We start from the raw sequence: 20,649 nt of genomic DNA on the forward strand, positions 1-20,649 counted from the left end.
GATAAAACCGCCGACGGACGCAGGAAAGCACGCCCGTTTTCGTTCGATCTTATCCGTATACATCCGTGTCAAAAAATAGTTTTCAAGTCTTCACGCGATAGCAAGGCACGTAGGCGGTCCCAGGCAGCTTCATGCGCTGCTGCTCGACGAAGCTCGCGAGCATCTTGTCGAGCGCGCGCATGATCTCGGGGTCGCCGTCGATCACGAACGGGCCCTTCTCGGCGATCGCGCGCATGCCCTCTTCCTTGACGTTGCCGGCGACGATGCCCGAGAACGCGCGGCGCAGGTCGGCGGCGAGCAAATGCTTGGGCTGGTCGCGGTGCAGGTTCAGCGCGGCCATGTTCGCGTGGGTCGGCTTGAACGGCTGCTGGAACGGCAGCTCGATGTGCAGGCCCCAGTTGAAGAAGAACGCGTCCTGGCTCTCGATGCGGTATTCGCGCACCTTCTCGATGCCCTTGTAGACGACCTTGGCCGTCTCGAGCGGATTGTCGATGACGATGCGGTAACGCTGGGCAACCTCGTCGCCGAGCGCGAGGCGCAGGAAGGCGTCGATCTGCTCGAAGTACGCCGCGGACTCCTTCGGCCCCGCGAACACGAGCGGAAACGGCACGTTCACGTTCTGCGGATGCAACAGGATGCCGAGCAGATAGAGAATCTCTTCCGCAGTGCCGACGCCGCCCGGAAACACGAGGATGCCGTGGCCGATGCGAACAAACGCTTCGAGGCGCTTCTCGATGTCCGGCATGATCACAAGCTGATTGACGATCGGGTTCGGCGACTCCGCCGCGATGATGCCCGGCTCGGTGATGCCGATGTAGCGCTTGGTACGCTGACGCTGCTTGTCGTGCGCGATCGTCGCGCCCTTCATCGGCCCCTTCATTGCGCCTGGGCCGCAGCCCGTGCAGATGTCGAGCCCGCGCAGGCCGAGGTCGTAGCCGACGAGCTTGGTGTACTTGTACTCGACGCGGTTGATCGAATGGCCGCCCCAGCAGACAACGAGGTTCGGATCGGTGTTCGACCGCAGCACGCGCGCGTTGCGCAGGATCTCGAACACCGCGTGAGTGATACCGTGCGAATCGCCGAGATGGAAACGTCCCGCGTCCATCTGCGTGGCGACGTAGGCGATGTCACGCACGACCGCGAACAGCAGCTCGTTGATGCCGCGGATAATCTTGCCTTCGACGAAGGCGCGCGCCGGCGCGTTCTTCAGTTCGAGCTTGACGCCGCGGTCCTGCTGCAGCACCTGGATGTCGAAATCGGGATAGCGCTCGAAAATGCTGCGCGGATCGTCGTTGGTCGTCTCGCCCGAAACGAGGACCGCCAGCGCGCAGCGCTGCAGCAAGGTATGCAGGCCGCCCTGGCTCGCGTCGCGCAGACGTGTGACTTCGTCGCGCGAGAGCACGTCCATGCCCGCGACGGGGGAAATGCGGGCGTTCACCGTAATCTGTGACATTGTATATTTTTCCTCAAAGCGTACTTCATGCTTCCGGGCCCGCGACGGCGATGCCGTCGGAGCCGAGCCGCCCGCCTGAATGCGGAAACGACCCTTTAGTATCTGAGCGTGATTCGCTCTGCGCAAGGTCTCGGAAAAGAAAAAGCCGGCGCCCTTGCGGACGCCGGCCGTGTTTCCCCAATCGCGTTGTTGCGTCGTCTACGGTTAGAACGTGTAGCGTGCCGTCATCATGACCGACCAGCGCTGGCTCGGAATGGACGTGCCGCCGCCGCCGGTCTCGTTGACGATCAGCTGCTGCGGGCGATAGTTGCCGTTGGCATCCTTGTACTGCGAGCCGGTGATGTCGTAGATGTACTTGCCCGACGCCGGATCGATACCGGTGACGTTCGCGAGCTGACGGAACAGCGGGAACGTTGCACGCTTCTCCACGCCCCACTTGCTGTTGAGCAGGTTGCCGAAGTTGAAGAAGTCGAAGCGCAGTTCGCCCTTGTTGCCCTCGAAAATGCCCGGGATTTCCTGCTTGAACGACAGGTCGATCTGGTTGACCCAGGGCGAGCGCGTCGCGTTGCGGCCGGCGATCTGGCCCATGTGGTCACTCAGATACGAGTTGTTCTGGATGTAGCTCATGAACTGCTGGATCTGCGTGGCCGTCGTGCCCGGCTTCCAGGCCACGTCGGTGGCCGACTTCGGGATGTAGATCAGGTCGCGCGAATAGCCGTCGCCGTTGACGTCGTTGCCGGCGATCCAGCTGTACGGCGCACCCGAGTGCAGATCGGCGAACATGCTGACCGTGGTCTTGTAGTCGCCGAAGAACTTGTGCTGCCAGGTCGCACCGGCGATCACGCGCTTGGGCACGTCGTAGTTCGACGTCGTGATGCTGTCCAGGTTCGGGTTGACCCACATGTTGGCCTGGATGTTCGAGTTGGCCACGCTGGACGCGCCCGCGTTCGCATCGGTCGAATGACCCACGCGGAACGCCATCATCGCACTCCAGTCGTCGGACATCGGCTTGGTGAACGACCAGGTCAGCGAGGTGGACTGGCCGCCGTGCGAATTGGTCAGCCTGGTCACCGTGCCGAACGCCGGGTTCGCATTGGCCCTGGTGGTCGCGAACGTTCCAGAGATCGTCTTGTAGTACAGATTGCGCCCGTCCGGGCCTACGCCGGTCGGCGCGCCGTAGTTGAGCATCTGGTACAGGATGTCGTCATTGGTCTTGGTGTAGTTCAGTTCCAGCGAGCTGATGATCCCCATCCACGGCAGCTCACGGTCGAACGCAAGCGCGATCTGCGTGGTGCGCGGCATCTTGAAGTTCGGATCGATCGTATCGACCGCCATCTGCGCGCCGCTGGCCCCCGGAGCCGCCGGCGTGGTGCCGCCCGGAATCAGCGGATTGCCCGCATTGTAGGACGGCGCCTGCTTGACATAGGAAATCTGTCCCGCCGGGCAGGTGGCTCCCGCCGCCTTCGTGAACGAGGTTCCGTTCTGGCTGCACAGCAGCGTGCCAACCGGATTACTGGCTTGATCGGTGATGCTGTACGTCACTGAAGTCAGGCCGGAATTGCCGAACGAGTTCGAGTACCACACCGTCGGTACGTCGGAAACGAACACGCCAACACCGCCGCGCAACTGCGTCTTGTATTCGGTATCGAAGTCGTAATTGAACGACACGCGCGGTTGGAACAGCGGCGAGGTGCTCGGCAGCGTGTTGTTGGTGTAGCCGAAGCCGCCCTTGGACGCCGTGCACAACGTCGAGCCGTCCGCGTTCTTCGCAGTGAACGCCGCGCCCGGCGCCGCGGCAAAGCACGGATTGTAAAGCGGGCTGCCCGGGAAACGCGGCGCATCCATGCGGATGCCGTAGGTCAGCGAGAGGCGGTCGGTTGCCTGCCAGGTATCCTGGATGAACGCACCGTACTGCTGCTTCTTGAAATTCGCCTGCGCGCTGTTGAGATCGAAGCCCGGCGCCGGCTGCTTGATCGAATACGCTTCCCACGCGCCGTTGGCAAAGTTGTCGACCGAGTTGTTGCTTGGTGCCCAGTACGTGTAGCTACCGTAGTAGCCCTGCATGAAGGCGTTGAAGACCTTGTCCTGCGCGCCGTTGAAGCCGGCCTTGACCGTATGCTCGCCCAGATGCCAAGTACCGGCGAAATAGCCGGAAATCTGCTTGATGTCGAGCGCGTTGACGTGACTCGAAAACTCCGTGCCAAGGGTGACGTTCGGAGTGGAGGAGGACGTCGAATTGGATACCGACACCGAGGGCTGATAGCCGCCGACCAATGGTCCGCGTGCGGTGACGACGTGGGTATATTGCAGATTGGCTTCGGTCGAGAACACGTCGGTCCAGTCGCTGAACAACTGGCCGAGATAGCTCTTGATATTGCGATTGTTGAAATACCAGTTGCTGTTCGGACTGACCTGGGTCGCGCTGCCGGTCGCCACGGGCTGGAATTCCTTGGTCTCGCTGTAGCGGAACACCGCGCGGTGCTGGTCGTTGATGTTCCAGTCGACCTTGGCGAGATAGCGTTTGTTGGTCAGGTTGGCGAGCGTCTGGTCGCCGGGGTTGAGACCAAGCTGCTGCGCCTTGCCGAGAACGCTGTTGTAGAACGCAGTGTTGATGCCCTGCACGGGCGTGGTGCCGGCGGTGATCGAGTCGCTCGGTCCCGACGAAGCGGCGTAGCCGATGCGCTTGCTCTCTTCATAGCTCAGGAAGAAGAACAGCTTGTCTTTGATGATCGGGCCGCCGACGTTGAAGCCCGCGGTCCACTCGCGCTTCCAGCCGTAATACGGGCTGTCCGTATTGCCGCCGACCGGGGCGATCTCGCCCATGAAGCCGTCTTTGGACGTGCGATAGCCGTAGTAGACCTCGCCGTGATATTCGTTGGTACCGCTCTTCGACACCATGTTGATGTTGGCGCCGACGCAACCGCGCTGCGACACGTCGAAGTTCGAGGTCGAGATCTGCACGGAGTCGATCGCGTCCATCGTGATCGGCGCGCCAGTGATCGTCGCCAGGCCGTTGCCGTTCAAGCCGAACGGGTCGCCGGCGTTGACGTTGTCGACCATGATGCAGTTGTAACGGTAGTTCTTGCCGTTCGCGGAAACGTTGCCCGAGTCGCGGTCGGTGATCGAGACGCGCGGGTCGAGGCGCGCGATGTTCTGGAACGAACGGTCGGCGTTGACCGCAGCTTCAAGCTGCGCGTGCGAAATGTTGGTCGAAAGACCCTTGTTGTCCGAATTGAACACCGCGACCTGCGCCGCGTTCGCGGTAACCGTCACGCCTTCGAGCTGGGCCGTTGCCGCCGCCGTCTCGGTGAGGTTGATGGTCGAGGTTTCGCCGAGGTTGAGGAAGACATTTTCGGCATCGATTTCCTTGATGCCGGTGCCTTGCGCTTCGATATGGTACGGGCCGCCGACGCGCAGACCCTGGGCCTGATAGCGGCCGTTGGCATCGGCCGTCGCGTTCGACGTGGTGCCCGAAGGCACGTGGACGATCTTCACCTTCGCACCGGCAACGGGAGCGCCCTTGGCGTCTACCACACGTCCGGTCAGCCCCGACGTCGTATCCTGCGCGTACACCGGCGCGGCAACCGACAAAGCGGATGCGATCACACCGGCAAGCAACTTGACCCTCAACTGATTCTTCATCATGTTCGTTTTCTCCTAACCGTTTCTAGCTCTGTTTTTCAAACCCAATGGCTATCGCGGCGCGCAAGCGCGCTGCGGGCTTGGTAATCGTTGCGACCCCAAAAGAATGTCGACCCGGCGCTCGGCCGATTCGATGCGTACTGACACTGTCCGCGACGCGCGCAGGACGTGTTAACACGAGCTTAACTACACTTTATGACAGTTTTCTAACGTTTGCCAGTTTTGTAGTGAAATTTACAAAACTGAATCCAACCGGGCGCTTGGCACCCGGTTGGGGCGGCCCGATCAGGCCGCTTCGAGGTAGCGCGAACGCTTGGCGGCGCGCAGGGAATGCAGATCGAGACGGATCAAACCGTCGACGCAGTGGCCGAACGCAGGGTCCGTGCCGAAGGCGAGGAAACGCACACCTTCGGGCTCGCAGAGATCGACGTAATGCTTGTACAGCGTCGGGATCGAGCATTCGAGCTGGGCGAGCTGGCGCTTGAGGCAGAGCAGGCCCGATTTGGCGTCCTTGTCGGCCCAGGCCAGCGTCGCCGCGGCTTCGACGTGCGGCGAAATGCGGATCGGATTGCGCGAGGCGGCCAGACCCGAATCGTCGCCGAAATAGTGCCGATGACAATGCACGATCCATTCGCGCGCCACGGGCGGCAGCATGGCGCTGATCGACACCGGGCCGAACAGATAGCGCAGATCGGGACGATGGCGCAGATACGCGCCTATGCCCTGCCAGAGATAGTCGAGGCTGCGTGAGTTCCAGTACGCCGGCTGGACGAAACTACGGCCGAGTTCCACGCCTTCGGCGATGAACTGCTGCGCGCTCGGCGCGTAGTCGAACAGGGTCGACGAATACAGGCCCGGCATGCCCTGCGCGCCGAGGATGCGCGCGCCCTCGCCGAGCCGGTAAGCGCCGACGATCGCAAGCGCCGACTCGTCCCAGAGCACGAGGTGGCGATAGTGCGCGTCGAAGCGGTCGAGGTCGCGGCGCGCGCCCGAGCCTTCGCCGACGCGGCGGAAAGACAGCTCGCGCAGGCGGCCGATCTCGCGCAGCACCGGGCAGTCCGGCTGCGCGTCGATCAGCAATATGCGCTTGCCGTCCTGGGTCGCGCCGAGTTCTTCGGCGCGCTTGAGCGCGTGGCGGATCGCGAGCGGCGATTCGGGATGGGCGATCGTGCGCGAGGTGACGAACACGGTCGGGCGGCGCTTGGCCAACTGATAGACGTGGCGCCGCATCGCCTGGGCGACCGGCTCGGCCTCGGCCGAGGCGAGTTCCGAAGCGGCGACCGGCTCACCGACGCTGATGCCGAGCTGCTGCGGAGCGAACATCTCGCGCGGAAGCAGCAACGAGGACAAGGGCTTGGCCAGCATCGACACGCCGTAGAAAGTCGGCGAATTGTGCGCGGCGATATGCACCGGCAGCACGGGCGAACCCGCATGCCGCGCCATGCGCACGAAACCGGACGACCAGCGCCCGTCGCGCACGCCGGCCGGCCCCATGCGTGAGACTTCGCCCGCGGGGAATACGATCAGCGCCTGTTCGTTTTCGAGCGCGCGATAGGCGTCGCGCAGACGTCCCGCGGACGCACCGCTGGCGCCGAACACGTTGACCGGCAGCAGCAGCGAAGACAACTGCGCGAGCTGCGAGAGCACGTCATTAGCGAGGATGCGCACATCGCGGCGAACACTGCCGACCAGATGCACCAGAGCCAGCGCGTCGAACGCGCCAAGCGGATGATTGGCGACAATGACCACGCGGCCTTCCGCCGGAATGTTCTCGCGGTCGGTATGCGCGATGCGGTAGCTGACGCGGAATTTTTCCAGCGCGCGCTCGACGAAATCGAAACCGGTCAGCGGCGCGAAATCGGCAAGGACGCGGTTGATGCGATCCTCGCAGGCCACCTTGCGCAACAGGTCAACGACCGGTTGCGAGAAACTGCGTACCCGCCCTTCGGCAAGGCGTGGAAACTTCTCGAAAAAACTGCGCTCGACACTGATCATCACCGCTACCCTCGGCTTGATTGCAGCGAAGGTAGCGGGGGTTTGTTACAAACTGGCGTATGCGCGGCTCGGGCGGCTGCGCACTGCGGTCATTCCAGTGGCTGCGAACTGCAGCCGTGCACGGCAAGCGCGAAAACGGCCTGCATCCGCAACCGCATTGCAGGAGGAAGCCGAACCGCGGATTCCGCGCGCACGACGCGCAAAAAAAATCAGCTCAGCTTCACGTAGGCGGTCAGTCCGTCGAGAAACATCTGCACCGACAAGGCGACGAGCAGCATGCCGACGAGACGCTCGATCGCGGTCAGCACGCTGTGTCCGAGCAGACGGAACAGGTACGTCGAAGACAGCAGGATCAGCGCGGTCGCGAGCCAGGCGCAGAACAGCGCGATACTCCAGTCGGCGGTGCGCCCCGGTTGCGAGTTCGCCATCAGCATCAACGCGGCCATCGCCGAGGGGCCGGCGACGCCCGGTATCGCCATCGGCACGATGAACGGCTCGCCTGCGCCGGCATCGCCGAACACGCCGCCTTCACGCGGCGGAAACACCATCTTCACGCCGATCAGGAACAGCACGATGCCGCCGGCGATGCTGACCGATTCGATGCGCAGTTGCATCAGCTTGAGCACGTAGCTGCCGCAGAACAGGATGACGAACAGGGTAACCAGGGCGATTACGAGCTCGCGCATCAGCACGTAGCGCCGCCGCTCCGGCGCGACGTTCTTCAGCAAGCTCAGAAAGATCGGAATATTGCCGAGCGGATCCAGGATCAGGAACAGCATGATCCCGGCCGATAGCGTGGTGATGCTGGTACCCATGGTTTCCCCCGGAATCGGCAATGCCGCTAAGCGCGTCGCTCCCGCCCCCGCAGGAACGACGGCGCAGGATCAGCGCAAATCGAGAATCTTTCCGCGCGCGGCGGCACCTTCGTCCGCGAGCAGGTATACCACCGCCTGCGCCGCGCCGTCCGCGGTCGGCAGCTCCAGCGTATTCTCGCCGAAATAGGCCATGCGCCGCAGCGCGCTGCGCATCGGCGCGGGCAACAGGGCGTGCACGCGCACGCGGGTCGATTCCCATTCCTGATGCAGGGTCGATACGAGTCCGAGCAGGGCATGCTTGGCCGTGCCGTAGCCGCCCCAGAACGCCTTGCCGACACGTGTGGGATCGTCGATCGTAAAGATCACGCTCGCCTCGCCGTCGTCAGCCGATGCGCGCAACAGCAAATCCGCACAGGCCTGCAGGATCAGAAACGGCGCATTGAGATTCACGTGCAGGGTTTTCAGCCAGGCCTCGGCCTTGGCATCGAACATCGGCTGCAGGCCGTCGAACTGCGCGGCGGCGAAGACGACGCCGTCGAGACGGCCGAACTCGCGCTCGATCGTCGCGGCGAGATCGTCGTAGTCCTTCGGCGAGGCGCCGGCGAGGTCGAGCGGATAGATCGCCGCGCAGCCCGGCTGCGCCACCTCGATCTCGTCATAGAGTTTTTCCAGCGGACGCACTTTGCGCCCGAGCAGGATCACTTTCGCGCCAGCCTGCGCCGCGGCGCGCGCGCTCGCGCTGCCGAGTGCGCCGGCCGCGCCGACGACGAGCACGACGCGGCCGTGCAGAGAATCGGGCTTCGCCGTCCAAGCGGCGGGCAGACGCGCGGTGTCGCGCAACTCGATCGTCATGCAGGCGCTTTCTGCGCGTCTTTGACCATGCGTTCGAGCTCGCCGCTGTCCTTGAGTTCGAGCGTGATGTCGCAGCCGCCGATCAACTCGCCGTTGATGAAGAGCTGCGGGAAGGTCGGCCAGTTCGAGTAGCGCGGCAGATTCGCGCGAATGTCCGGGTCTTCGAGCACGTTGACCGAGGCGAACTGCGCGCCGCAGGACTTCAGCGCCTGCACCGCGCGCGAGGAAAAGCCGCACATCGGAAACTGCGGCGTGCCCTTCATGAAAAGCACGATCGAATTGTCGTGCACGACCTGGCGGATGCGTTCTTCGATGTTCATGGTTCCAGCAATGTCTAGGGCGGCCATGGCGGCCGCGATGCGCATAATTGTAGCAGTTGAGGGCCGCAGACTGCGGGCCGGAAGTCGAATGCACGCACGCGCCGAAGCTGCGTTCTTCGCCGCATCGGCCTCTGCTGCGGGCCATGACCTTGATATCGGCCGATCCCGCGCCATCGTCTATACTCGACACCCCTTCAAGCCCAAGCCAGGAGACGCCAATGGCGATTGAACTTCCCGCCCTCCCCTATGCGCGCGACGCGCTCGCCCCGCACATCTCGGCCGAGACGCTCGACTATCACTACGGCAAGCATCATCAGGCCTACGTGACCAATCTCAACAACCTGATCAAGGGCACCGAGAACGAGAACCTCGATCTCGAGACGATCATCAAGAAATCGCAGGGCGGCGTGTTCAACAACGCGGCGCAGATCTGGAACCACACGTTCTACTGGAACTCGCTCTCGCCCAAGGGCGGCGGCGATCCGTCCGGCAAGCTCGCCGACGCGATCGTGAAAGCGTTCGGCGGCGTCGCCCAGTTCAAGGAAGAGTTCACCAAGACCGCGGTCGGCACCTTCGGTTCGGGCTGGGCCTGGCTCGTGCAGCGCGCCGACGGCAGCCTCGGCCTCGTCTCGACGAGCAACGCGGCGACGCCGATCACCGGCAGCGACCGCCCGCTGCTCACCTGCGACGTGTGGGAACACGCCTACTATATCGACTACCGCAATGCGCGTCCCAAGTACGTCGAGGCGTTCTGGAATCTGGTCAACTGGGAATACGCCGCGAGCCTGCTCAAGTAATTCTGCGCAACTTCCTGTTCTACGCAAGGGCGCGATTTATCGCGCCCTTGTTTTTTGTGCGGTCGGGCCGCGAAGCGCAACACGGACGCAGTTGTCCCGGCGTTGCAACAGGCATTGTTAGCGTCTCCTGAAAGTTCCGCCGCGGATCGCCGCTACCATTCGCGCCAACTTCCGCGATACGGAGCATCGCATGCGAGGCTGGTCGAGACGTTGCCTATCCATCCTGTTGCTCGTCAGCGCCGCGACTTGTGCGATCGCCGACGACAAATCACCGCCCCCCGCTCCTGCGCCCGCAACGCCCGACCGCGACGTCGACGCAGCCGCCGTGCAGAACGCCGGCCTGCGCGACGTGCTCAAGGCGATGAACGAGGCCGACAGCAAAACCCTGTTCGATCTCTACCAGTCGAAAGACCCGATCGTCCACGTCTTCGCCGCCATTGCGATCGAACGCACGCGCTTCAATCTCGAAGCGGCGAGCAAGGACGCAAAAGTCTGCGAAGACAGCCTGTTCGAGACCAAGCCCGGCATCGCCCTGGCCTGCGGCCAGTTCCGCGTCGGCAATCTGCGTCTCGCCGGCAAGGGGCAGGAAGCGGTCGATGCCGAAGCCGAACTCGTGCGCCGCTACCGCGGCCACGGCGGCGCGGGCATCGAACGCTCTCTCGCCGCGATGCAGAAATTTCTCGACGGCGAAGCCGGCGTCGCGCAGTTCTCGATCGATGCCTTGCCCGCGGGCGACGTGGTCCTGCCGGTCAAGCACGATTCGCGCAACAAGGAATCGTTGCGGCCGATCCTCGCGGCCAAGGCCAACGGCCGCGACCTCGATCTGCTGTTCGACACCGGCGCCGGCAACATGATTCTTGGCGAAGACCAGGCGCGCGACCTCGGAGTCAAGCCGCTCGATGCGCACGGCCATATCAGCGGCTGGCTCAGCAAAGGTGTCGAGACCCAGCGCGGCATGCTCGACGTCCTGCAGCTCGGCCCGATCACGCTGCGCAACGTGCCGGTGGTCATTACGCCGCGCAAGAACGCCTTGATCGGCGTCAACCTGCTCGCGCCACTCGGCACGTTGGGGCTGACGACAAAGGCGCTGACGGTCTACGCCGAACAAAGCCCGGTGCCGAGCTGCGAGCGCGACATGCAGGCGGCCACCGACATCTGGGGCCGCAAGCTGCGCATCATTCCCGAATTTCTCGTCAACGATCAGCCGCACCGGGTGATGCTCGACACCGGCGCAGGATTTTTCCTTATCGGCAGCAAGGCCGCGCTCGACGAGGTGACGAAAATCCGCAGCGGCCGCCTCGCCCTCAACGATGTCGGCGGCAGCCACCCGTTCGCCAACGCGGAAGCGGCCAAGGTCAAGATGCAGATCGACCGCCAGCCGTTCAACATCTACTTCATCGTCTACACCGAATCGACGTTTCCCTACGCCATCACGCTCGGCGCCAATGCGCTCGAAGACATGGACTACGTGCTCGACTTCCGCCGGCACAAGCTCTGCTTCCAGATGCACCCGAATCTGCACTGAGCGGCGAGAGCGAACGCGACGCAGCCGATTCGTCGCGACTCGGAATTTGTCCACAAATACCCCGTTCGTGTTGAGCGTACCGAGGCTTCGCGAAGTCCAAATACCGCGGATTCCACGACTTGCGGCACTTCGACTCCGCGCCTTCGGCGCTACGCTCAGTGCGAACGGTTGTTTACGGGCGAGTTCTTAGAGAGCGGCAAGCACCGGCGCAGCCTGTGCCTCGCGGCCGAGCGCGCGCGCGACACGGGTGAGGCGATCGCGCATCTCCGCATTCGTCTGCGCGCACAGAGTCGCGTGGCCGACCTTGCGCCCCGCGCGCGGCGACTTGCCGTAGTCGTGCCAATGCGCGCGCGGTTCGGCGAGCACGGGCAGCGGGTCCGGCAACTCGCCGATGAAGTTGAGCATCACCGAGGTACCGAGCGCCGCGCTGTCGCCGAGCGGCAGGCCGAGCACGGCGCGCACGTGATTCTCGAACTGACTGCAGGCCGTGCCCTCGATCGTCCAGTGCCCCGAGTTGTGCACGCGCGGCGCCATCTCGTTGCCGAGCAGCTTGCCGTCCTTGACGAACAGTTCGAGCGCAAAGGTACCGACGTAGTCGAGATGCTCGGCGATCGCGCGCGCATGCTGCGCGGCGGGCGCGGTCAGCGCCTCGGCGCCCGGCGCAGGCGCCAGGGTCGCAGAAAGAATGCCGTCTTCGTGCCAATTCTGCACAAGTGGATAAGTGGAAAATGCGCCATCGCGGCCGCGCACCGCGACCAGCGACACTTCGCAGTCAAAAGCCACCCAGGCTTCGAGAATCAGCGCCGCGCCGCCGAGCGCGGCCCAGGCTGCGTCGATATCGGCCGGCGACTTGATGCGGAACTGGCCCTTGCCGTCATAGCCGAGCCGGCGCGTCTTCAGCACGGCCGGACAACCGATCCTGGCGAGCGCTTGTTCGAGATCGGCGCGGCTGTCGACCGCGGCGAACGCGGGCGTGTCGAGGCCGAGTTCGCGGAACAGGGTCTTTTCGACCAGCCGGTCCTGCGTCGCGGCGAGCGCGCGCGGATTCGGGAATACCGCCACGCGCTCGGCCAGCCACTGCGCGGTATCGGCCGGCACGTTCTCGAAATCGAAGGTGGCGACGTCGATGCGCTTGGCGAACTCTTCGAGCGCGGCGAAATCGCGCCAGTCCGCCTTGATCTGCGGCGCGACCTGGCCCGCGCAGGCATCGGCAACGTTGTCGACGACGAGGAAGCGCACGCCGAGCGGCGCGCCGGCCAGCGCGAGCATGCGCGCGAGTTGGCCGCCACCCAAAATACCCACAGTTTTCATAGAAACAAACTCACTCGACTGGCGAGCTGCCTGATTGAAATCGCCCGGCCCACAACCGCCTTCCCCTCTCCCGCTAATGGGAGAAGACAAGGGGCGGGGATGGTGCAACGGAAAGATGTCACGACGGCCGTGGGTCGGGCTTGGCCAGCACCGCCTCGGTCTGCGTGCTGCGGAATTCGTGCAGGGCCTTGGCGACAGCCGCGTCTTCGAGCGCCAACAGACTCGCGGCGAACAGCGCGGCGTTGGTCGCGCCGGCCTTGCCGATCGCGAACGTCGCCACCGGCACACCGGCCGGCATCTGCACGATCGACAGCAGTGAATCCATGCCGTTGAGCGCATGCGACTGCACCGGCACGCCGAGCACCGGCAGCGCGGTCTTCGCCGCAAGCATGCCGGGCAGATGTGCCGCGCCGCCCGCACCGGCGATGATCGCCTTCAGGCCGCGCGCCGCCGCGTTCTCGGCATAGTCGAACAACAGATCGGGCGTGCGATGTGCCGAGACCACGCGCACTTCGTGGGCGACGCCGAGTTTGCCGAGCATTTCCGCGGCATGGCTCATCGTCTCCCAGTCCGAACGCGAGCCCATGACGATGCCGATGCGCGCTGCCGCAGTGTCTTGATTCATGGCGGGGCCGTAGCAAAAACGATATTCTACGGGCACTTCGCGAATCACGCATCCTTACTGCATGGACAAACGCCTGCTCGACATTCTCTGCGATCCGGTGACCAAGACTCCGGTCAAGCCGCTCAATCGCGCCCAGCTCGACGCGCTCAACCGCGAGATCGCTCGCGACGCGGTGAAGACGACCGCCGGCGCGAGCGTCGGTGCCGCGCTCAAGGCCGGCCTGATCACGACCGACGGCAAGGTGATCTACCGTATCGAGGACGATATTCCGGTGATGCTCGCCGATGAAGGCATCGGTACGACGCAGCTGCACGACTTTCCGGCCTGAGAACCCGTCCCCAGCGCTGCTGCGCTCGGCATTTCGCTTGCGTACGCTGCCCGGAATCCTCATGTACTCGACTGCGCACTCCGGCCCCTACGCTCCGTGCGCACGCGAACTGCCTTCGCTCGCCACGCTTTGACGAAAGGTACTAACCCAGATGACTGATTTCCGCCCACCCGATGCCGCCGTCGTCGCGCAGGACGTGGCGCGTGCGCTCGCCGAGGATTTCGGCACAGGCGACGCCACCGCCGATCTGCTGCCAGCCAGCGCGAGCGCCAGCGCGACCGTGATCACGCGCGAGAACGCCGTGCTCTGCGGCACGGCCTGGTTCGATGCCTGCTTCAAGGCGCGCGATCCCGCCGCCGTGATCGAATGGCAAGCGCGCGACGGCGACCGCGTCGCCGCGAACGCGACGCTGTGCACGCTGCGCGGCAATGCGCGCGCGCTGGTCGGCGCGGAGCGTTCGGCGCTCAACTTCCTGCAGACGTTGTCGGCCACGGCCACGGTCGCCGCGCAATACGCCGATGCCGTGCGCGGTACGCGCACGCGCATTCTGGACACGCGCAAGACCTTGCCCGGCCTGCGCCTCGCGCAGAAATACGCGGTGCGCTGCGGCGGCGCGACGAATCATCGCATCGGCCTGTTCGATGCGATCCTGATCAAGGAAAACCATATCGCCGCGGCCGGTTCGCTCGCTGCCGCCGTCGCGGCCGCGCGCGCCGCGCATCCGGACCTGCTGCTCGAAGTCGAAGTCGAGAATTTCGCCGAACTCGACCAGGCGCTCGCCGCGCGCGTCGATCGCATCCTGCTCGACGAATTCTCGCCCGAGGACATGCGCCGCGCCGTCACCCACGTGGCCGGCCGCGTTGCACTCGAAGTCTCGGGCAGCGTCAACCTTGAACGCGTGCGCTCGATCGCCGAAACCGGCGTCGACTTCATCTCGGTCGGCGCGCTGACCAAGCACGTGCGCGCGATCGATCTGTCGATGCGCGTGCGCATGGAAACGGCGGCGAGTTAGAAGCAATTCCTCGTCGTCATTCCTGCGTCGGCGGGAATGACAAGCTTGAATAATCCGATTCCACCTCGTCGGCGATTGCCGCCGATTAATTCGCCTTGGGCCGCATGATCGCCTCGCGGATCGCCGCATCGCGCGCCTGCTCGTCGAAGCGCATGCGACCGCCGCGGTCGCCGATGCCGAGATCGGCGTAAATAGATCGCCAGTCGGGGAAACCGCGCATCGCGGCGAATTCGCGATAGCGTGCCGAGATCAGCGTGGAACCTGCGAGCGCATCGAGCTTGGCAACGAAATCCTCCGGCCGCCATTGCCGATACGCCGGCAGAGAACCATCGCGGAAACGCGACAGCGCCGTGTCGAGACCGACCTTGCCGCCGCTCGCGCGGCGCAGATCGCGGTCCACGGTCAGCCAGAACGCCGCGCCGGCCCAATACACGCGCTGGAAATTGTGCGTGTGCTCCATGCCTTCGGCGGTCTGCTCCAAGGTCTCGTCGCCGCCCGCGCCGGCGCCGCGGCCGAATCCCTCGGCCAGCCGGTCCCAGGCCTGCGCGGGCGTGAGCAAACCGCCGCGCGCGCGCAGCACATTCTGGTAGTAGGTCGCCAGGCCCTCGGCGAGCCAGGAACCGCGATCGCCGAGATACGGATGCATGAGATGACTGAGTTCGTGCACGGCCATCCAGTCGTCATCGAACTCGCTTTCCGCACGGCTCGGATCGATCAGCAGCTGCAGCGCATTGCCCTGCCCGCGCACCGACTGACCGAAAACGACCGCGCGACCGCGGCCGGCGACCGGGATCATCAGCACCTGCACGTCGGGCAGCGGCACGCGGCCATAGGCGCCGAGCACCGCGCGCGCGACGCGGCCGAACCAGCGCTCAAGTTTTTCCTTCTGCGCCGGCTCGACGCCGCCGAGAATCGACAGGCGCAGTACGCCGCCGGGCAGTTCGATGCGCCGTTCGTCGAAATGGCCGAAGGCGACCGATGCCGACCAATCGGCCGGCGTATCGGGAATAACGAATTCTTTGATCGCCACATCCTTGGGCGGCTGCTTTTCGTCACCTTTCGTCGGCGAGGGCGCAAGCACGCTGCGCCACGGCGCCGAAATCGACCATCCCGCGGGCAATTCGACGCGGATGCGCGCCTCGCCCGCCGGCGCGTCGGGGCGCAGCAGCCACAACTGCGGCGCGGCGACGATGTCATCTCCCGAACGCCAGCCGACGTCGGGCTTGTGCTCGGCCGCGATCGCAGCGAGATCGGCGCGATACGACAGACATTCGCCGGCATGCCAATCGTCCGCGCTCCAGCCGCCCGAGCCTTGGGTCATGGCGCCGCTGCCGTCGCGGGCAATGTCGGCAATAAAGCGCATCGCCCAGGCCGAATCCGCGGCGAACGCGATCCGCGCGTGCGCGTCGCGCGCGCAGACACTCACGCGCATGCTCTGCTTGGCCGCGTCGAACACCGCGCGGTAGCGCCAGGCTTCGTCGGCCGCGGCCGTGGCGATGGCCGGCAGCAGCCACGCGCAGCAGCACAGCGCGAGCTTGCGCGCCCTGCCCGATCCGGAACGCATATCGGCCATATCGATCCTCTTCGTCTCGATCATTCACTGACCAGATTACGGCACGCCCCATTACAATTGCCGCAATGGATGTTTCGTATCTGCTCGACGATCTCAACCCGGCCCAGCGCGAAGCGGTCAGCGCGCCGCTCGGACACTATCTGGTTCTCGCCGGCGCCGGCTCCGGCAAGACGCGCGTGCTCACCCACCGCATCGGCTGGCTGCTCGAAGTCGAGCGCGCCTCGCCGTGGTCGGTACTCGCGGTCACCTTCACCAACAAGGCCGCGGGCGAGATGCGCACGCGCGCGCAGACGCTGCTCGAACGCTCCTCGCTGCTGAACACGCGCGGGCTGACGGTCGGCACCTTCCACGGCATCGCCCATCGCCTGCTGCGCCAGCACTGGCGCGAGGCCAGGCTGCCGGAGACCTTCCAGATCCTCGACAGCGACGACCAGCAGCGCCTGATCAAGCGCACGATCGCCGCGCTCGGCCTCGACGAGTCGCGCTTTCCTCCGCGCCAGGCGGCCTGGTTCATCAACAGCGCGAAGGACGAAGGCAAGCGGCCGGCGAACTTCGAGCGCGAAGGCAACCCGCTGACGCGCAGCTTGGTCGATATCTACAAGGCTTACGAAGAACAGTGCCAGCGTTCCGGCCTGGTCGACTTCGCCGAGCTGCTGCTGCGCGCGCACGAGCTGTTCCTCACCGACGACCGCCTGCTCGCCCACTACCGCGAACGCTGGCGGCATCTGCTGATCGACGAGTTCCAGGACACCAACACGCTGCAGTACGCCTGGGTACGCGTGCTCGCGGGCGACACCGGCCAGGTTTTCGTCGTCGGCGACGACGATCAGGCGATCTACGGCTGGCGCGGCGCACGCGTGGAGAACGTGCATCAGTTCCTCAAGGACTTCCGCAACGCGAAGACGATCCGCCTCGAACAGAACTACCGTTCGACCGGCACGATCCTCAAAGCCGCGAACGCGATCATCGCGAACAATCCGGACCGCCTCGGCAAACAGTTGTGGACCTCGGGCGACGCCGGCCAGCCGATTTCAGTCTATGCCGCCTACAACGAGCAGGACGAAGCGCGCTACGTGATCGAAGCGATCCGCGAACACATACGCCAGGGCGGTAACGCTCGCGACTGCGCAATCCTGTACCGCTCGAACGCGCAGTCGCGCAACTTCGAAGAACAACTGATCCAGCACGACATCCGCTATCGCGTCTACGGCGGCCTGCGCTTCTTCGACCGCGCCGAAATCAAGGACGCCCTCGCCTATCTGCGCCTCGTCGCGAACCGCCACGACGACGCTGCGTTCGAACGCACGGTCAACACGCCGCCGCGCGGCATCGGCGAACGCACGCTCGATACCGTGCGCCAGCGCGCGCGACGCGACGCCTCGTCGCTCTGGGACGCCGTGCTCGCCGAGTTCATCACCGGCGGATTGGCCGGGCGCGCGAAGAATGCGCTGCGCGGCTTCGTCGAACTGATCGAGACCCTGGCACGCGATTGTGGGGGTAGGCCGGGATTGGGGATTGGGGATTCGGGATTGGTAGAGCAAGAGCCGGGGTCGTCGCCAGACGCAACAATGCCGGGATCAGATTCCGGTTCTTCCGAATCCCGAATCTCGAATCCCGAATCCCTGCCCCTCTCCGAACAAATCGATATCGCGATCCAAAAGTCTGGCCTGCGCGATTTCTACGAAGCCGATGCGCGCGGCAGCGCCGAATCGCGCGTGGAGAACCTCGACGAACTGGTCAACGTCGCCAGCCGCTTCGAGCGCACGCCCGAAGACCTCGACGCGGGCCTTGGCGAACTGGCCGCGTTTCTCGCCCATGCCGCGCTCGAAGCGGGCGAGTCGCAGGGCGAGGCCTGGGAAGACTGCGTGCAGCTTATGACCTTGCACTCGGCCAAGGGGCTCGAATTTCCGATCGTCTTCCTCGTCGGCCTCGAAGACGGCCTGTTCCCGAGCCAGCGCTCGCTCGACGAGCCGGGCCGTCTCGAAGAAGAGCGCCGCCTCGCCTACGTCGGCATCACGCGTGCGCGCGAAACGCTGATGCTGAGCTACGCCGAATCGCGCCGCCTGCACGGCATGGAAAGCTACAACCGCCCGTCGCGCTTCCTGCACGAACTGCCGCGCGAACTGCTGCACGAAGTGCGTCCACGCGTGCAAGTCTCGCGCCCGCTATCGAGCAATCACTACGTCGCCGACGCACTCGAAGTGACCCAGCTCAAACTCGGCCAGCGCGTGCGCCATGCGAGTTTCGGCGAAGGCGTGGTCATGGACGCCGAAGGCTCGGGCGCGCATGCGCGCGTGCAGGTCAACTTCGAAGACGCCGGCGCGAAATGGCTCGTGCTCGCCTATGCGAATCTGACGCCGCTATAAGCGCGTGCCCAAAACGCGATCGGCGCCGTGGGGCGCCGATCGCCTGCATTGGGCAAATCACCCCGGCCCGGTCAGGGCTGCGAAAGCAGAGTCTTCTTCCAGAACTCCACACGCGTCCAGAAAATAAAATCGCTGTTCTCGCGCTTGTGGAAGCCGTGGCCTTCGTTCTTGGCGAGCACGTGCCAGGCCTCGTTGCCCTGCTTGCGCAGCGCATCGACCATCTGCTTGGCCTCGCTGGCCGGCACGCGCGGATCGTTGCCGCCCGCGGCGACCATCATCGGAATGCGGATATTGCCGACGTTGTGCATCGGCGAAATCTCGACCAGCTTGGCGCGCTGCTTGGGATCGCGCTCGTCCCCGTACTCGACGCGGCGCAGATCCTGACGGTACTTCTGCGTGTTGGTCAGAAAGGTGACGAAATCCGATATCGCGACGGCGCAGCTCGCCGAGCGCAGCTTGGCGCTGAAGTGCGTCGCCGAGGCGTAGCACATGTAGCCGCCGTAGCTGAAACCGTAGACGGCGAAGCGCGACGCGTCGAGTGCGGAATCGGCCGCTAGGGTGTCGAGGAAAACACCGATGTCCTTGACCGTGTCCTCACGCTTCCACGGCCCGTTGTCGAGACCGAGGAAACGCGCGCCGTAGCCGTCGGAACCGCGCACGTTCGGATAGAACAAGGCGATGCCGAGTTCGTTGACCAGGTAATTGTCTTCGCCGAGATAGTTCGGCCGGCTCTGCCCTTCGGGACCGCCGTGGATGTCGACGACCAGCGGACGCTTGCCCGGGAAACGCTGCGGATCGGGCCGATAGAGAAAGCCCGACATCGCTTCGCCGTCGAAACTCTTGATCGCGATGAGTTCGGGCTCGCGGTTTTTCGCCACGTCGAGACCGCCGGCCTCACTGTAGGTCCAGCGTTTCACTGCGAGGGTCTTCGCATCAACCGTGAACACGTCGCCCGGCACACGTGCGGCCGACATGCTCAGGCCGATCTCGCCCCACGGCGCCACCTGCAGCAGCTTGCCGAAACTCCAGTCGAGCACGCCGGCGGGCAGCCCGTCGACGCGGCGGCTCGCGCCGGAGGCCGTGTCGTAGACGTACAGCCGCGACACGCCGGCCTCGTTGGTCGCGTAGGCGATGAAGCTCTCGTCGGCAGCGAAGGCGACATTGGAAACGTCCCATTTCGCCGCGGCGATCACCGGCGTGAATTTGCCCGAGCCGCGATCGAGTTTGCCGAGGCGCTGGAAATCCGATCCCTTGTTCGAGATAGTCCAGATCGATTTTCCGTCGGCCGCGTAGTGCGCGTCGGTATAGGAGACGTTTTCCTTCTCGCCGGCGATCGTGCGCAGCTTGCCGCTCTTCAGGTCGATCTCGGCCACGACCGAGTGCGTGATCGACATGCGGTTCACCGCGAGCGCCCTGTCGCCGTCGGGCGAGAAGTCGCTGACGTTCCAGCCGCCGCCGCTGACCTGCGCGATAAGGCGGTCGGAAGACGGATCGCGCGGATCGACCATGTACAAGTCCATGTCGGCGCCATTGCGCCGGCTCGATGCGTAGCCGACCGATTTGCCGTCGCGGCTCCACGCGCCGAACCAGTTGCGCGCCTTGCCGTCGGTGAGCAGGGTCAGTTGCCCGGCGTCGAGCCGGTAGAGCTGGTAGAACTCGTCGCCACCCTGGTCTTTCTGCACGACCACGGTGCCGTCTTTCGACGACAGGCTCGCGTACGGCACGGGCTCGGCCTCGAAGCTGATCTGCCGCCGCGCCGAGCCGGGCGCGCTCACGCTGATCAACTGCTCGGTGCTGCCGAAGCGCGTCTTCGCGAGCACCGAATGGTCGGCCGCGTTCCAGCCAAGGAACTTCGCGGTGCGGAATTCCAGATAGCGCCGCGTGGCCGCGGCCGTGGCCTCCGGTATCGGCGGCACTTGATCGGCGACGATCGACGGCGGCGGTGTCACCGTCGGCGATGCCGCGGCGACCGCCGAGATCGAGATCAGTGCCGCGAGCAGCGCGGTGGACGATGGTTTGTTCATGTCGATCCTCT

15 protein-coding genes are annotated in these 20,649 nt (G+C 64.8%); 5 read left to right on the forward strand and 10 right to left on the reverse strand.

The features are described 5' to 3' along the window. Nucleotides 1-82: 82 nt before the first annotated feature. From ppnN to grxD, 6 genes are all read right to left on the reverse strand, one after another. Nucleotides 83-1,453: a nucleotide 5'-monophosphate nucleosidase PpnN gene (gene ppnN / locus FFS30_RS10860; protein WP_137913147.1), complete on the reverse strand. Its 1,371-nt coding sequence runs from the start codon at nucleotides 1,451-1,453 to the stop codon at nucleotides 83-85. 204 nt (nucleotides 1,454-1,657) lie between these two features. Then, nucleotides 1,658-5,098: a carboxypeptidase regulatory-like domain-containing protein gene (locus tag FFS30_RS10865; RefSeq protein WP_137913148.1), complete on the reverse strand. Its 3,441-nt coding sequence runs from the start codon at nucleotides 5,096-5,098 to the stop codon at nucleotides 1,658-1,660. Between the two features lie 282 nt (nucleotides 5,099-5,380). Further along, the gene (locus FFS30_RS10870; protein ID WP_137913559.1) at nucleotides 5,381-7,090 is read right to left on the reverse strand and encodes a lysophospholipid acyltransferase family protein; all 1,710 of its coding nucleotides are present in this window, start codon (nucleotides 7,088-7,090) and stop codon (nucleotides 5,381-5,383) included. Nucleotides 7,091-7,299: 209 nt separating this feature from the next. Continuing rightward, on the reverse strand, nucleotides 7,300-7,905 hold the full coding sequence (locus FFS30_RS10875) for a YhgN family NAAT transporter (protein WP_137913149.1): 606 nt from the start codon (nucleotides 7,903-7,905) through the stop codon (nucleotides 7,300-7,302). 69 nt (nucleotides 7,906-7,974) lie between these two features. After that, entirely contained in the window at nucleotides 7,975-8,757 is a 783-nt protein-coding gene (locus FFS30_RS10880) for an SDR family NAD(P)-dependent oxidoreductase (protein WP_137913150.1), read from the reverse strand. Further along, nucleotides 8,754-9,077, reverse strand: coding sequence for a Grx4 family monothiol glutaredoxin (gene grxD / locus FFS30_RS10885; protein ID WP_137913151.1), 324 nt, complete (start codon nucleotides 9,075-9,077; stop codon nucleotides 8,754-8,756). Before grxD ends, FFS30_RS10880 begins: the two co-directional genes overlap by 4 nt. Before the next feature lie 218 nt (nucleotides 9,078-9,295). Here grxD and FFS30_RS10890 point away from each other — a divergent pair, with 218 nt between their 5' ends. Next, complete coding sequence (locus FFS30_RS10890; RefSeq protein ID WP_137913152.1) at nucleotides 9,296-9,874, forward strand: Fe-Mn family superoxide dismutase; 579 nt, start codon at nucleotides 9,296-9,298, stop codon at nucleotides 9,872-9,874. Between the two features lie 190 nt (nucleotides 9,875-10,064). Further along, entirely contained in the window at nucleotides 10,065-11,399 is a 1,335-nt protein-coding gene (locus FFS30_RS10895; RefSeq protein ID WP_137913153.1) for an aspartyl protease family protein, read from the forward strand. A gap of 186 nt (nucleotides 11,400-11,585) precedes the next feature. Here FFS30_RS10895 and FFS30_RS10900 read toward each other — a convergent pair whose 3' ends face one another. Both FFS30_RS10900 and purE read right to left on the reverse strand, forming a co-directional pair. Then, nucleotides 11,586-12,818 (reverse strand): 5-(carboxyamino)imidazole ribonucleotide synthase, encoded by a 1,233-nt coding sequence (locus FFS30_RS10900; RefSeq protein WP_283235204.1) that lies wholly within the window; start codon nucleotides 12,816-12,818, stop codon nucleotides 11,586-11,588. Nucleotides 12,819-12,828: 10 nt separating this feature from the next. After that, nucleotides 12,829-13,335, reverse strand: a complete 507-nt coding sequence (gene purE, locus FFS30_RS10905; RefSeq protein WP_137913155.1) for a 5-(carboxyamino)imidazole ribonucleotide mutase — start codon at nucleotides 13,333-13,335, stop codon at nucleotides 12,829-12,831. A 61-nt stretch (nucleotides 13,336-13,396) separates the two neighbouring features. Between purE and FFS30_RS10910 the strand changes: the two genes are divergently transcribed. Further along, on the forward strand, nucleotides 13,397-13,663 hold the full coding sequence (locus FFS30_RS10910) for a hypothetical protein (protein WP_137913156.1): 267 nt from the start codon (nucleotides 13,397-13,399) through the stop codon (nucleotides 13,661-13,663). Between the two features lie 151 nt (nucleotides 13,664-13,814). Next, a complete protein-coding gene (nadC, locus tag FFS30_RS10915; RefSeq protein ID WP_137913157.1) occupies nucleotides 13,815-14,675 on the forward strand; it encodes a carboxylating nicotinate-nucleotide diphosphorylase in 861 nt (286 codons plus the stop codon). Between the two features lie 85 nt (nucleotides 14,676-14,760). On the opposite strand, the gene FFS30_RS10920 is transcribed toward nadC, so the two are convergent. Further along, nucleotides 14,761-16,248, reverse strand: coding sequence for a hypothetical protein (locus FFS30_RS10920; protein WP_171014563.1), 1,488 nt, complete (start codon nucleotides 16,246-16,248; stop codon nucleotides 14,761-14,763). Nucleotides 16,249-16,313: 65 nt separating this feature from the next. On the opposite strand from FFS30_RS10920, the gene FFS30_RS10925 reads away from it, so the two are divergent. After that, a complete protein-coding gene (locus FFS30_RS10925) occupies nucleotides 16,314-18,614 on the forward strand; it encodes a UvrD-helicase domain-containing protein (RefSeq protein WP_137913159.1) in 2,301 nt (766 codons plus the stop codon). Nucleotides 18,615-18,685: 71 nt separating this feature from the next. On the opposite strand, the gene FFS30_RS10930 is transcribed toward FFS30_RS10925, so the two are convergent. After that, nucleotides 18,686-20,638 carry a prolyl oligopeptidase family serine peptidase gene (locus FFS30_RS10930; RefSeq protein WP_137913160.1) on the reverse strand — a complete coding sequence of 651 codons (1,953 nt, stop codon included), beginning with the start codon at nucleotides 20,636-20,638 and terminating at the stop codon, nucleotides 18,686-18,688. Between the last annotated feature and the right edge of the window lie 11 nt (nucleotides 20,639-20,649).

This window comes from Rudaea sp. 3F27F6 (assembly GCF_005503555.1).
Lineage (GTDB): Bacteria > Pseudomonadota > Gammaproteobacteria > Xanthomonadales > Rhodanobacteraceae > Rudaea.